Annotated in this window: 11 protein-coding genes; 9 read left to right on the plus strand and 2 right to left on the minus strand. The window is 32.4% G+C overall.

What is annotated here, in order from left to right:
* Positions 1 to 70: 70 nt before the first annotated feature.
* Together VB798_RS14705 and VB798_RS14710 are read left to right on the plus strand one after the other, a co-directional pair.
* Positions 71 to 1,606 (plus strand): type 2 lanthipeptide synthetase LanM, encoded by a 1,536-nt coding sequence (locus VB798_RS14705; RefSeq protein ID WP_323259609.1) that lies wholly within the window; start codon positions 71 to 73, stop codon positions 1,604 to 1,606.
* Between the two features lie 19 nt (positions 1,607 to 1,625).
* Positions 1,626 to 2,414 (plus strand): DUF3667 domain-containing protein, encoded by a 789-nt coding sequence (locus VB798_RS14710; RefSeq protein WP_323259611.1) that lies wholly within the window; start codon positions 1,626 to 1,628, stop codon positions 2,412 to 2,414.
* 13 nt (positions 2,415 to 2,427) lie between these two features.
* Here the strand turns inward: VB798_RS14710 and VB798_RS14715 are convergent, their stop codons facing one another.
* The gene (locus VB798_RS14715) at positions 2,428 to 3,141 is read right to left on the minus strand and encodes a LytR/AlgR family response regulator transcription factor (protein ID WP_323259612.1); all 714 of its coding nucleotides are present in this window, start codon (positions 3,139 to 3,141) and stop codon (positions 2,428 to 2,430) included.
* Between the two features lie 231 nt (positions 3,142 to 3,372).
* Positions 3,373 to 4,455 carry a sensor histidine kinase gene (locus VB798_RS14720; protein ID WP_323259614.1) on the minus strand — a complete coding sequence of 361 codons (1,083 nt, stop codon included), beginning with the start codon at positions 4,453 to 4,455 and terminating at the stop codon, positions 3,373 to 3,375.
* 641 nt (positions 4,456 to 5,096) lie between these two features.
* Between VB798_RS14720 and VB798_RS14725 the strand changes: the two genes are divergently transcribed.
* From VB798_RS14725 to VB798_RS14755, 7 genes are all read left to right on the plus strand, one after another.
* On the plus strand, positions 5,097 to 5,741 hold the full coding sequence (locus tag VB798_RS14725) for a hypothetical protein (protein WP_323259616.1): 645 nt from the start codon (positions 5,097 to 5,099) through the stop codon (positions 5,739 to 5,741).
* A 77-nt stretch (positions 5,742 to 5,818) separates the two neighbouring features.
* Positions 5,819 to 6,475 carry a helix-turn-helix domain-containing protein gene (locus VB798_RS14730; RefSeq protein ID WP_323259618.1) on the plus strand — a complete coding sequence of 219 codons (657 nt, stop codon included), beginning with the start codon at positions 5,819 to 5,821 and terminating at the stop codon, positions 6,473 to 6,475.
* 136 nt (positions 6,476 to 6,611) lie between these two features.
* Positions 6,612 to 7,127: a cyclic nucleotide-binding domain-containing protein gene (locus tag VB798_RS14735; RefSeq protein ID WP_323259620.1), complete on the plus strand. Its 516-nt coding sequence runs from the start codon at positions 6,612 to 6,614 to the stop codon at positions 7,125 to 7,127.
* A gap of 24 nt (positions 7,128 to 7,151) precedes the next feature.
* Positions 7,152 to 8,723, plus strand: a complete 1,572-nt coding sequence (locus tag VB798_RS14740) for a TolC family protein (protein WP_323259623.1) — start codon at positions 7,152 to 7,154, stop codon at positions 8,721 to 8,723.
* Between the two features lie 15 nt (positions 8,724 to 8,738).
* Positions 8,739 to 10,001 (plus strand): NHLP bacteriocin system secretion protein, encoded by a 1,263-nt coding sequence (locus VB798_RS14745; protein WP_323259624.1) that lies wholly within the window; start codon positions 8,739 to 8,741, stop codon positions 9,999 to 10,001.
* Positions 10,002 to 10,018: 17 nt separating this feature from the next.
* The gene (locus VB798_RS14750; RefSeq protein WP_323259626.1) at positions 10,019 to 12,208 is read left to right on the plus strand and encodes an NHLP family bacteriocin export ABC transporter peptidase/permease/ATPase subunit; all 2,190 of its coding nucleotides are present in this window, start codon (positions 10,019 to 10,021) and stop codon (positions 12,206 to 12,208) included.
* A gap of 148 nt (positions 12,209 to 12,356) precedes the next feature.
* Entirely contained in the window at positions 12,357 to 15,269 is a 2,913-nt protein-coding gene (locus VB798_RS14755) for an NHLP bacteriocin export ABC transporter permease/ATPase subunit (RefSeq protein WP_323259628.1), read from the plus strand.
* The last annotated feature ends 2 nt before the right edge of the window (positions 15,270 to 15,271 follow it).

Genomic DNA, 15,271 nt, shown 5'->3' on the forward strand with positions numbered 1-15,271 from the left:
TATTCCACCACCTCTTTGAATTATTAATACTCAAAAATGACATTTTAACATCTGCTTTTATCGTAATAAAATGACGAATCAAGCCACATATTTAATAAAGGATAATTTCAAAACAATTCCGTTTGTTGAAATTCTTTTATCCTATACTGAAAGTTTTACAAATAATTCTTTCTTGGACTTATCATCTAATCTAAAAAATAAGTTAGAGGCGCTATTATTAGAAGATTTGAGTTATTCGGCAGAAGTTACATTACAGTCGGAATTAGATAATTTTATTGAAAAAGGGAACATAAACTATGATGAATTTACAGAAAAAATGGTCTTATCATTAGCATCTGATTATCCTGTTTTAGATAAAATTCTAAAGATAAAGAGCACTAATTTTTCAAATCATATTCATAATATTATTTCTCATTTTCAAGAAGATTTTGAAAATATAGCATCTGTATTCAACCTAAGAGACATCAAGATTGTAGATATTGACGTAAGTCTCGGTGATGGACACAATGGCGAGGGCACTTCCTTAGTGTATTTGTCAGATGGAACAAAGCTGATATACAAACCGAGAAATATAAAAATAACTAATTCATATAATTCTTTCATTGATTGGATTAATTGCAAATTAAAGACAGACCTAAAAACTTTTAAAGTGTTGGATTGTGGTAGTTATGGCTGGATAGAATTTGTACATTACGAAGAAGTTACTTTAGAACAGGATTTAGGAGAATACTACTACAAAGCTGGGATGTTATTAGCTGTTACCTTACTTTTGGGTAGCAGAGATTGTCATCGTGAGAATTTAATTGCATCAAATAAAAATCCTGTCATAATTGATCACGAAACTATTATTCAGCCATTCTTTAACGATAAATCTTTTCGTTCATGGGATGATCAGTTCAAAATTCCTCCTTTTTCAGTATTAGAAAATGTTTTGATTGTTAATCCCGAAACAGGAGCACCATTACACAATGTTGGCTACGGAGTAAATGGGTATGTCGATGTAACAGAGTTACAGACAATCGTGGTAAATCCCAATACCATAAATTCTAAGAGGATGACTCGTTTTGCTACAAAAGAAATAATAGCTAAAAATATTCCTGTATTCCAGGGGAAGTACATTTTGGTAAGTGATTACAAAGAGTATTTCATTGATGGGTTTTCTTCTACCTACGATATTATTTTAAATTCAAAAAAGGAATTAACATCTAATAATTTCTTATTACAATTATTTCAAAATAATGAAGTTCGCTATGTTTGGCGACCAACCTTTATATATTTCAAAATTTTAAAGTATATGAGAGCAGCATCTTTCATGTCAAATTTTGACGAATATAACTCAAAGCTACGCTATTTATTATCGAAAGCTTTTCAAGGAGAAAATATGGAAAAATATAGGTTTATTCTTGATTATGAAATGAAACAAATGCTTAATGGAGACATACCCATTTTCAACTTGAAAAGTAAAGATAATTTTTTGGAAGGGAATGACTCCTTAAAAATATTTGAACATAATTGTATCGAAAATATCTATCATAGATTAGACCTATTTTCTCTTGAACATAAAAAAGAACAGTTAATGTATATTACACGTTGGGTAAATATTTAAAGAATTTATTTGTAATAATATGGGAGCAACTATTGAAATACAAGATAAACTAACCGTTTCTTCTGATTCAACTCATTACAAATGTTTAAATTGTGATAGCGTTGTTGAAAACAATTTTTGTTCATTTTGTGGACAAAAGACCTCTACGCATAGATTTTCTTTGCAGCATTTCTTTGTACACGATTTTGTGCATGGAGTTTTTCACTTTGATAAAGGCTTTCCACACACGATTAAAGAACTCTTTACCAGACCGGGACACAGTATCAGAGAATTCATACAGGGGAAGAGAATAAACCATTTTAATTACTTCGCATTTATACTCGTAATCATTGCGATTAATCATTATCTTGGTACTTTGTCTAACATCAATAGAGATGAGCTTTACGAAGCTAAATTTGCTGGTTTTCAAAAAGTAGTTAAGGAATATTATAAAGTTGTAGCACTTGCAGGTATCCCTTTATTTGCTTTAACAAGCTATTTACTATTTAGGAAAAGTCGCCAAAACTACACGGAGCATTTGGTATTAAATATTTACAGATTGAGTGCATATTTGATAATGTCCACCGTATTAGTAATTATTTCATTGTTTTATAGCAACATGTCAGGTTTGCGCATTATGAATCAGGGACTTGCAGTTTCAGAAATTATTTATTCCTCTTGGTTTTTTTACCAATATTTTTCAGTTTTTAGCTACAAGAAATGGATACTTACGCTCAAAAGTATGCTAACGGCTTTTATCTTGATAACCATTAATAATGGATTAATTGCTTATGCAGTCGAGGAAATTGGGCTATATTTTTTCAAATAAATTATCTTCTGTTTCACTTCTTTTTCTGCTTCATAAAGCCACTCAAAAATTCAATGACTTTCAGCCGATAAGATTCTCCCACTAATACACTTTTGTTATTTTCAAGGAGAAGTTCATTTCCTTCCAAACCCGAAATCTTTTCGACTGCAACAAGATATGATTTTTGAACCCTCATAAATTTCTCAGAAGGTACCAATTCTTCAAAATCTCGAATGGTTAAATAGGTAACAACTTTTTCATTAATGGTATGAATAGTTATATAATTGCCTGCTCCTTCTACGTAAACAATATCGTTGTATAAAATTCTCTTTAGTTTATTTTTAGATTCAAGTTTTACAAAAATATAATCTCCTTTAGCATCCGAATTTTCCTTTGTCGTAGCATTAAAAATTTTTTGAACTACTTTTAAAAACCTTTCAAAACGAATTGGTTTTGAGAGAAAATCAAAAATCTCATTTTCATAGCCATCTGCAGCATAGCCACGATTCGCACTTGTAATGACGACTTTACTCTTATTTGTAATGCCAGAGAGCAACTCTAAACCCGTTATTTTAGGCATTTCAACATCCAAAAAAATTATATCATAATCCCCTTCATTTATTAGTTTTAGACCAACAATTGGGTCGTTGGTAGTATTTCCTAATTTTAGAAAACTAACATTACTAATATAGTCGGTAAGTAGCTCTATGGCATGGTTTTCATCATCAATGATTAAGCAATTCAGCATTTTATGTTGGCATTAGAGGTGGAAGATCAAGCGTTAAATGGATTGGATGGCGGTTAGTATTTTATATTTTATTTAAAATTAGTATTTAATGTTCTTATTTTGATGGAGAAAGTGAAATTTTTAATATTAAACATCAATTTAAAGCACTTAACTATTTAATTGTTGATTTATCAATAATTAAATCTAATATGTAATCCATCTGATTGAGTAACAACTAATAAGCTTTTTTGTTTAATGCCTCAATTGAAGAGAAAAGTGAACAACATACTCGTCACCTTCAATTCTATTTGACAAAAAGAACTTACCTGGATACTTTATCGCTAACCTCTTCTGAGTGTTGGCAATCCCGATTTTGTTTGATTTTTTGTAGGGTGATATTTGTTGGATTACATTTTTGCAGTAAAAAGTCAGCTTATCGTCATCAATTTCTATTTTGATTGTTATTGGTCTTTCTGCATTATTTCTATCTCCATATTTAAAAGCATTTTCAATAAATGTTAAAAGTATCAATGGGAGTATTTGGTCTGCTGAATCAGGGCTACCAATTATATGGTAGTCGATGATAAAATCATAGCCATATCTATATTTTTCTAACTCAATAAATCTTCCAACATTTCTGAGTTCTTCTTCCAAAGGTACTTCATCGTCTGATTTAGAAGCTCCAGTTGAATACGACATTATTTCAGATAGTAGCATAATAATTTCTGCGGCATCAGGTGATTGTTTATACACTTTGGTATAAACAGAACTAAGCACATTATAAACAAAGTGTGGGCTAATTTGCTGTCTGAGAAAATCTAATTCAAGTTTGTTCAAGAGTAATTTATATTCAAAAAGCTCGATTGCCATTCTTTTATTTTCTCTTTCTTTCTCTATTCCATGTATAGCATACCAATAGCCAAAACTCAGCAAAAAGTATTGTGTGGCGAACCATATAGAATCAGAAAAAAATTGATTAGATAAAGATTGATAACCAATATATTCTTCTCCTAATGCAGGCAATAAGTAAAAATCTAATAAATATCTTAGATATATGTATATTATTGTTAAAAACAGCATTGCTATAACTTGCCCAAAATATCTTTTTTTAGCCCAAAAATTGGGAATAACCCAATAGATGTTTGCATAAAAAAGAACAGTTGCAACCAACACCATTCTAATCAAGGTGCTTAAAATATCGGTCTGCCCCCCAGTACTTAAATAATAATTAAGATTGGTTAAAGTGAAGTATATGCCCCATGCTAATATATGATAGAAATTTTTTTTTGAGGTCGGTTTATATTGAAGAAAGTTTAAACTTAAAAAGTTGGGCATTTCACATAATATTTTAAAGTGTTTACATAATATTTTTTTGTACAGCATTACTGCCCGTTAATTTTGATTCAATAAATAAACTAAATCAATTTAACTATGAAAAATTCAACAAAATTATTGTTAATGAAAAGCACAGTGGCTCAATTCAACGGACAAATATCAAAAAAATACGCACACCAAAAAGCTTTTACAAATTTTGACACCATAAAGACAACGGGGTTCACAATTAGTGTTATTTGATATAAACTACAAGTCTATTATAAAGTCATATTTATTAGTTTTCATTAAAGTTGTGTATTTATTTAAATATTCAGCGAAGTACTTTAAAACCAAATTTGTTATATCCACACAAAAATCAAGTTTCACATAATGTTTTGGCACTTTCGCATAATAAATTTTATTAATACAGGCACTTAAAATACTTTTATTCAAGTCTTTGAGGGCAAGAGCAGTAATAGAAGTAAACCAAGTTAGTTGCTTACATTCAACATCAATGCAGAAGTAGCATCAAAATATGAATTAATCTCTGAAAGATACAAATAAATACTAGGATGCTTAATCGGGATAACCAATATTTAGACTACTGTGATAGCATTGTAGAGAAACTCGCAGAAGGAGAAATTTTACATATCTCTTTGAACATGACAGGTTATAATCTTGCCTTACACCAACTCATTCAAGAATATTTTTTGAGTGAGTTATTTCAAAGAGAGAAAATAAAAACAACCCTACAAAAGAGTGTTAATCTATTATGGACTTATTTGATACCTTTAGATTTATCTGAAGATGATATTTCAATTCTTCCTGCTGAGTTTGAAGGCGATAATATCATTACCAATAATATTATTTCTTTGTATGAAGGAGAGTTACAAATTGCACTGTTGTTTGTAAAAATTGCGATTTTATTACAAGATGAAAGGTTACTTAAAAAAGCTAATCTTATAGCATCTTTTTCAAAAATTAAAGAAGACAGATTTAAAGAAGAAGATTTGACCTTTGATTTGAAAAGTGGAACAATTGGTATAGCATTACTTTACCAAACCATTTATTTTTTGACAAACGAAAAGCTGTATTTAGAACGAGCAAATTATTGGTTTGAGAAATCTGAAAAATTGAAACAGCTTTTTTTAAAAGAAAAAAATAGAACCATCGAACAAATAGACAAAGAAACAATCTTAGCTTTTGAAGCTTTTAGAAATCCACAAGATACTTTTTGGCGAAGATTTTATTTCCTAGAGTTTGATACATTTTTAAAATGTAACACTAAAGCAAAAAACGTATATTGATTATCGTTATATTAAAATACTCTTGAATTTCATTAACCATTTTTTTCAAGTACCTCTAAACGCTATTTACAAAAAATATGATGGACACAAGAAAAAACATAGCTATCGATTGGTCTTCTCCAGATGTTTTGGAACAAATTGTTCAGAATATCAAAAACCCATTAGAAAACATTATTAGTGCGAGTCAAAATAGTTCGATGGAGCATAAAAATATTGTTGATGAAATCATCTTTTCGAGTAGCAAAGAAATTAGCGACATCGTAGAAGAAATAATGCGAAAAGCTAAATCTAAATCCCTCAATATCACTTTTCAGGGTCGTCCAGAAATTTTTGAAATTTATGAGGAAAATCAAAATGTCCGAGCAATGTGTTCAGATGAGATAAAACCTCAAAAAATAACAAAAATGGATCAGGAATGGCTCATGAGCCTTGAAAAAGAGATTTATGGTTGTATCACCAAAGATTACCTCAGTCTCTACGATTTAGCGTTTAAAATGGCAGTTAGCGAAAGACAGTTGCATAGAAAAATTGCGAATTTAGTCTGTTTAACACCTAATAAATATATAAGGATACTACGATTACACAAAGCAAAGCAGATGATTGATAATTATATCCAAAATTCTATTTCACAGATTGCCTATTCCGTTGGATATAATGATGTTCACTATTTTTCAACGCTGTTCATGTGTCAGTACGATGTTTCACCTAAAGACCTTATTAAAACGTTACGTTAATCGTCCATTCTATGCAGACTGAACGCAAAACTATTACCTTATCAAAAGCTTTCAATGGCAGTAATGACATACATTTTGGCTTAATTGTCAAGCTTTAACAGCATAAATTAGTGTATTACTTTAAAACAAGATAATTATGAAAAGAGTCCTTTTTTTCTTAGGTCAATTAAATGACAGAGATGTTGAGTGGATGATTACCAATGGTAGCAAATTAACACTGGAAACAGGCGATAGACTCATCAATAAAGGAGAGTTTGTTGATAGTTTGTACATAGTCTTATCGGGGCAGTTGGCAGTATGTACCAACAATAATGAAACAGTTGCAAAACTCGAAGCTGGTGAAATAGTAGGAGAAATGTCATTCTTAGAATCCAGACCACCCTCTGTTTCAGTTATCGTTACTCAGCCAACGGTTGTCTATCAAATTTCTCGTGAAATGATAACAGCTAGATTTTCAACTAATATGGAATTTAGAGCAAATTTCTATTATGCTTTGGCTTTGTTTCTATCAAATAGATTAAGAAAGACCACAGATCAGTTAGGATATGGAAATCCAGAAGAAGAAGATTTAATAGATATTAGTGTATTGGATGGTGTTGCACAAGCAGGAGCTAGATTTGGGCAAATACTGCATAGATTTTCTGAAGTATAAAGTAAACATTTAACACATAATGTAATGAGATTTTGTAAATGTATTTACATATTGTTATTTGTTGTCTATATCAACAACTTATACGGTCAGTCAAAAATCAAATGTGATTTAATTGGAATCTCATATAAGGCATTTGATAAAAATCCTTTATTAAAAAGAAGTACTTATACGATTCAAAATGCTGGAGCTGATTTTCAGATTCAAAAAAGTGTCTTTGATGTTAATTCATATTCAGGATTATTAGTTAGAAATAGTAGGTACAACCTTTTTGATGCAGATACCAGAAATCAGTTTGTTGATAAGGTTTTAAAAACAAATACTTCAGAATTCTCTGCGGGTGTTCGTAAAAAGCTTCGTTCAGGACAAACCACAGATATAAGTTTGAATTATGGTTTCAATAATAGTAATCTCCCCTTCGATAGTTTTAATCAAAATGTAGGAGCTTATTGGGGAAATCATACAAGTACTATTAATTTTTCTTTAACCCAACCATTATTAAGGGGGAGAGGACGTGAGGTTACTACTGTCTCTGAAAGAGTATCCCTACTTTATATAGAGAACTCAAAAAAGAATAATGAGTTTACAAATTCTTATGAAATCTTGCAGATAGGCTTTGCTTACTGGAATTATTTTACTGCATTTAAAAATGTAGAAATTTATAAACAGAATGAAAGTAGGGTTAGAAATGTTTTAGAAATCACAAATGAGTTAATAAAGGCCGACAAAAAACCAGCGGGAGATATAGTACAGGTAAATGCAGATTTAGCCAATCAGGAAAAACTAACGATTTTGGCTGAACAGAATTTATATACAGCAAGGCTTAATTTGGGGAGAGCAATCGGACTTAGTAACGAAGAAAGTCTGTTGTTGGATATTCCTGAAAATGAGTTTCCAACAATTTCTCAGTCAGAGTATAGAAAAGATTTAGATAAAAACACTTTCATTAAACTTGCAAAAGGAAAAAGAGCAGACCTGAAGGCACTCAAGAAAGTATATGAAGCATTAGAAATGCAAGCTAAATTGGCAGCCAATAATACAACACCACAATTAGATTTAACGGCATTGGCTTCTTACGGAAGTGCAAGTATGGGTAATGGTATTAGCGAAACCTTCTCTTCACTCACAAGTAATCAAGGTAGAAATATGAGCGTTGGAGCGAAACTGAGCTTTACATTTCCTGTAAATAATAATTTAGCAAAAGGTAATCTTGCTAAGATTAATGTTGCCTTAAATGACCAAAAAGTGATTAATGAAAATCTTCAAAGAAATGTAGAATTAAATATTAGTAATGCCCTCAACAATTTGAATAATAGTGTACTTGTACTTGAAAAGGCAAAAGAGGCATTGAATAATTACCAAGTAGCTTTCAACAACGAACAGGGGAAATTCCAAACAGGATTGACTACTCTTTTAAATTTGATATTATTCCAAGAACGCTTAACGGCATCACAATTAGAATATTTACAGGCTTACCAACAATTTGCTAATGCAATCATTAACCTTAGACATGAAACTGGAACGCTAATTTCACAAGATAATCAGGGATTTACTTTAGATCAAAAATCATTTTATAGTATTCCTCAAACCGATAATTAATAAAAAAATAAAACTATGGCAGCAGGATTTTTCAGAAAGTCAGCATTGGAAAAACTTTCGACACCAGAGAAATTAGACCAATTAATAAAAGTGACTGGTCCAAAAGCTTGGATTGCTCTTTTTACGGTTTTCTTAGCGTTAAGTACTGGAATAGGCTGGGCTGTTGTGGGCAGAGTAAAAACAAAACTCAATGCCGTTGGAGTAGTTTTAGGCGGAGAGGTTCATGAGGTTGTTGCAACTTCGCAAGGTCAACTTGTAAAATTGAGTGTTGCTATAGGTACAAATGTAAAGGAAGGCGATATTATCGCTGAAATCCAACAACCTGAACTTATTCAACAAATAGAATCTGCAAAAGCTGTATTGTCGGATAGGAAATTGGAGATGGGGAAATTAATGTCTTACGGTAGTCAAGGGACACAGTTGGAGAGCGAAATAATTAATCAAAATAGAATAAGTATTCAAGGTGAAATCGAGTCAGAAAAAAAGAAACTATCATTTCTGAGTAATCAATTAGAATCTGAAAATAATTTACTTGAAAAAGGATTAATCGTAAAATCGCAAGTTGCTAATACAAAACAACAAATTGATGCTTCTAAGAATACTATCGAAAGATTAAAATCTCAAATGGCAGAAACCTCAAGCCGAAAACTCAATATAGGATTTGATTTACAGCAAAAAATTACTTTACAAAATCAACGAATTGCAGAAGCCGAAAGGAATCTTCAGTTTGTATCTGAAAGATATGATATTCAGTCGAATATAAGAAGTTCTTATGATGGTGAAGTAGTTGAAGTGTTAACAGATGCAGGCGTTATGGTAGCTGCTGGTACGCCTTTGTTCAAAGTCAAAAACTTGCATGAAAAAAAGATAACTAAGCTTAAAGGTGTACTTTATATTCCTTCGCAAGATGGTAAAAAAATTAAAAAAGGCATGGAGGCTTTTGTTGTTCCATCTACAGTACAACCACAAGAATACGGTTTTATCAAAGCCAAGGTGACTTACATTTCTGACTTCCCCATTACGCAACAAGGCATGATGACTTCCGTCAAGAATGACCAATTAGCGAAAGGTTTATTAGCCTCTGGACCTCTTTTTGAAGTTCACGTAGAATTTGAAAAAGATACTGCATCATTCAGCGGATTCAAATGGACTTCAGCTAAAGGCCCTGATATTTTGATAAAAGAAGGTACTTCATGCACGGGTAAAATTACGATAAAACAGGAAGCGCCTGCTACAATCGTGGTACCAGCATTTAAGAAATTTTTTGATCTGTACTAATGAACAAATTTTAAAAGATGGATACTACCAAGTTTGTTATCGAAAAACAGGCAAGACCAGTTAAGGTTCCTACAGTATTACAGATGGAAAGTGTGGAGTGTGGTGCTGCCGCACTGAGCATTATATTAGGATATTTCGGAAAGTTCGTTCCTTTGGAAAAACTGAGAATCGCTTGTGGAGTTTCAAGAGATGGCTTAAAGGCTACCAATATTATCAAAGCAGCCAGAGAATTTGGCTTAGAATCTAAAGGCTATGCGAAATCACTTGAAAAGCTGATGCAAATCCAGACACCAGCGATTATATTTTGGAATTTTAACCACTTTTTAGTGTTAGAAGGCTTTACCAAAAATAAAGTATTTTTAAGTGATCCTGCCCAAGGAAGGTATCAAGTAAGTCATCAAGAGTTTGATGAGGCTTATACTGGAGTTGTACTTACATTTAATCCAAGTGCAACATTTGAAAAAGGAAATGAAAAAAGAGGGCTTCTTGCATCCTTGGGTTCAAGAATTGCAAATTCAAAATTAAGTATTGGCTATATTATTTTAGTGAGCCTTTTCTTAGTTATTCCTGGTTTAGTTATTCCTTCATTCATTCAAATATTTATTGATAAATACTTGATAAATGGCTACTCTGGCTTTGTGATGCCTTTGTTACTGATTATGGGAGTAACCTTAATAATTAATGCAGTGCTAGTTTATCTGCAACAATATTATTTGCTCAAACTAGAAACAAAACTAGCCTTAACTACTTCTAGCAAGTTCCTGTGGCATGTTTTTCACTTACCGATAGCCTTTTTTACGCAACGTTATAGTGGTGAAATTGGTAATAGAGTATCACTCAACGACAAGGTTGCTAAACTACTAAGTGGGGATCTTGCCAATGCTGCATTAAATATCATTGTTGTTATATTTTATGCCATCCTGATGTTCTCGTATGATGTTCCCTTAACTCTTATTGGGATATTAATGGCAGCGCTTAATGTGGGTGTTATTAAATATGTATCAAGAGCGAGGAAAGATGGGAATCGTCGTTTGAGCAACGAAATGGGCAAACTATTAGGCATAACAACATCTGGAATCAGTATGATTGAGACCTTGAAAGCGTCGGGGAGAGAAAATGATTTCTTTACAAATTGGATTGGATATTTAGCAAAAGTAACCAATGGACAACAAGAATTAGGATGGTTATCAGTTAGGTTTAATGCTATTCCTCCTTTGCTTACTTCGTTGACAACTACTTTGATTTTAGGCATAGGGGCTTTGAGAATCATGGATGGACAGATGACCCTTGGAGCGTTGGTAGCTTTCACTTACTTGATGGGGAATTTTATCTCGCCTGTTAATCAATTAATTTCTGTAGGTACATTGTTAAATGAAACAGAAAGTGACATGGGTCGTATAGATGATGTAATAAATTATGAAGTGGATGACCAATTCAGAGATGATAATCAGCAAGCAAAAAACTCAAATACTGCCAACAATCAAAAGTTGATTGGATATTTCGAAATGAAGGATGTAACCTTTGGATATAATACCACGATGCCAGCTTTGGTTGAAGGTTTTAATTTAAAATTGAAACCCGGCAGTAGAGTTGCATTGGTTGGAGGCTCTGGTAGTGGCAAGTCAACAGTGGCTAAAATAGCTTCTGGATTATATAAACCGTGGAAAGGTGAAATTTTGTTCGACGGCAAACCCAAAGACGATATTCCCCGACATATCATTACAGATTCTTTGGCAGTAATTGACCAAGAAGTACTAATTTTTAATGGGACAATTAAAGAAAATATTGCCTTCTGGGATACTACCATTTCGGATAAAAATATTATTCAATCTGCTCGTGATGCCGCCATTCATGATACTATAGCAGTCAGAAAAGATGCTTATGATAGTATGGTGATGGAAGGCGGCTCTAATTTTAGCGGTGGGCAACGCCAACGCTTAGAAATAGCAAGGGCACTAGCCACCAATCCGTCTATTTTGATTATGGACGAAGCTACAAGTGCCTTAGACCCAACGGCCGAAAAATTAGTGATGGATAATATCAAAAGAAGAGGATGTACCTGTTTGATTGTTGCTCATAGACTCAGCACTATTATGGATTGTGATGAAATAATCGTAATGCAATACGGTAAAATCGTAGAGCGAGGAACTCATCAAGAACTGATGAAGCAAAACGGTGTTTACGCTCAGTTAATTGAATCAAAATAAAGTATAATTATCTACTTAGGTAGTGATTAGTAAAAAGTGATTGGTGCTTAGCACTTCATATACCTAATAATCAAACACTTACATAAATACAAAACGTCGCTTAAATTGTATTCATTACTTAAATCAAGGACTAATAAAATTTACTCTCATGTCTGTAAATGAAAAAATATATATCGGAGTTGAAAATCCCTTTATTCTGAACGATACGGATAGATTTTGGCTGGTGCTTTCGGGTGAAGTAAATGTTTTTTATACTAAAATTGGTGAAAATGGAGAGTATTTAATTGCTTTAAGACACTTGTACACCGCACAGAAAGGAGAAATATTATTTAGTTTATTGGCTCTTGAGCATACTGATAATACAAGGCTTATCATTTCATCAAATGAAGCTACTTTATTAGCAATTGACAAAAATAATCTACTTGATGTTGATCCCTTCTTTTTAAAGAATATGATTAATAAATGGATTACTAAAACATCTACCATTTTAAATACTAATAATACTCCAAGAATTTACACAGCACTTGATGATTTTAAAATAACTACTTTAGAAAAAAATACGGTTGCTTTCCCTTCAAGTGGCATCAATTGGATTCACCTGCTAAAGGGTGAAATTGACGTTTTTTCTGAAAGTACCCCTATCAGCTCAGCGCAATATCCTGATTTTCTTGCACCTGTTTCAAATAAATTATGGATAAAGTCTCTTACCAATGCTACAGAAGTGAGAGTGTTAAGTACTAGAGAGGTACTGATTGAAGACGAAATATATTTTCTACTTTCATTGAGCAAACTAGAAGGGTATTTCTATACTCAACTTAATAAAATTATTGAAAACCAAAGAACAGAAGAAAGTAATCGTTTCCAAGATAAACTTATTAATGAAGCGCAAGGACTAAAAACGACTTTAGAAAAAATAAAATCTATCGTAGTAGGTAATGATGAAAAGTCTCCATCTGCTGTTTATCAAAATTCAAATAAACAAAGTGTTCTTTTTGCAACCTGTCAATTAATTGGGAATCAGATTGGATTTGATTTGGAAGAGCCTAAGTACATAGAATCCTACCAAAATAGTACTAACAATCAATTATATGCCATTGCAAAGAGCTCGAAAATAAGAATTCGTAAAGTTATTCTGCGAGGAACTTGGTGGAAAGAAGAAAACGGACATTTATTGGCTTTTACCAAAAAAGACAAAACTCCAGTAGCATTAATACAAAAAACTTCTACAAGTTATGTAATGAAAAATTTGTCAAGTGGCGAAGAGTTAGTCATTGATAATGAAGTTGCAGATACTTTAGAACCGATTGGCAATATGTTCTTTGCTGGATTTGATAGCAAAATGACTTCAATCAAAAAAGTAGTTACTTTTGCCATCAAGGGAGTAGAGAAAGATTCAAAAATATTGATACTTGCAGCATTCGTAGGAACTTTAATTGGTTTATTGATACCAATGCTATCTGGATTGATGTACGATGATGTTATTCCAACTGCTGATAAATCTCTTCACACTGAAGTTTTTGCTATTATGATTATGATAGGATTCGTATCTGCAGGTTTACAGCTTGCTCAAGGAGTCCTACAATTAAGGGTTGAATCAAAGTCAAGTATTAATTTGCAAGCGGGTGTAATGGATCACATGCTAAGATTACCTGTGACTTTTTATAAAAAATTCTCTGCCGGCGACCTTACCAATAGAGTATTAAGTATTAATGCTATTCGTCAAATTGTTTCAAATACTTTAATGACAGCGGTATTGAGTGGAGCTTTCTCTTTTGTCAATTTGATATTACTTTTTTATTATGATGCCAAGTTGGCTTGGGTTGGTGTACTCTTAGGTGCAATTGCAGCCGCTTTTATAGTTTGCATTGGATTACTAAAATTAAAATATGACCGACAAGTATCTAAGTATCAAGGTGAAATACAAGGATTTTTATTTGAGTTTCTATCAGGGATTACTAAAATAAGAATAACGGGAGGAGAAAGTAGAGTTTTTACACTTTGGGCAGATAAGTTTTCAAACTTAAAAAAACTTGGATTTAACTCAGGAATGTATCAAAATTTTGTAGAAACATTCAATGCGTCTTACCCACTTTTAACCAGCATCTTCTTTTTCTCATTCTTATATTATACCATATTAAATTCGACTGGAGCTGTAAGTATGCTTTCAGTAGGAGCTTTTTTAGCTTTTATTAGTGCTTTTAACAAATTTTTGAATGATAGTTTGAGACTAAGCATGGCTCTAATTACGTCACTGAATGTAATTACATTGTATGAAAGAGTTAAACCTATCTTAGAAGAAGAAACAGAATCTGCAGAACAAAGTATAGACCCTGGTGAATTAGCAGGAGAAATAGAAATGAATTCCATTTCTTTTAGATACAAAGAAGACCTTCCACTGGTATTAAATAACGTTACTTTCAAAGTTAAACCAGGCGAAATGGTTGCCTTCGTAGGAGCCTCAGGTTCTGGTAAATCTACGATTATGAGATTACTTTTAGGCTTTGAACAAGCCGAAGCAGGTTCTATTTATTATGATACAGATTCTTTTGAATCAATGAATAAAGAATTAGTACGAAGACAAATCGGCGTTGTTTTACAAAATGGTGCGTTAATGTCAGGAAGTATTTATCAAAATATAGTGGGGAATTCCGAATTGACATTAGATGATGCTTGGGAAGCTGCTCGTATGGCAGGAATGGAGGATGATATCAAGCAAATGCCAATGGAAATGCACACCGTTGTTAGTGAAGGAGCAGGCACATTTTCGGGTGGACAAAGACAACGATTGATGATTGCAAGGGCAATTGTACATAAGCCAAGGTTACTGTTTATGGATGAAGCAACGAGTGCATTAGACAATAGAACACAAAATATTGTTTCTCAAAGTTTAGATAAACTTCAAGCAACCCGAATCATAATAGCTCATAGACTAAGTACCATTAAGAATGCTGACCGTATTTATGTGATGGATAAAGGAACAATCGTTGAAGCTGGTACGTATGATGAATTAATGGAAAATGATGCTCTTTTTGCACAACTTGCCAAACGCCAAATTGCTTAATC

Source organism: Arcicella lustrica (assembly GCF_034930985.1).
GTDB classification, from domain to species: Bacteria; Bacteroidota; Bacteroidia; order Cytophagales; family Spirosomataceae; genus Arcicella; species Arcicella lustrica.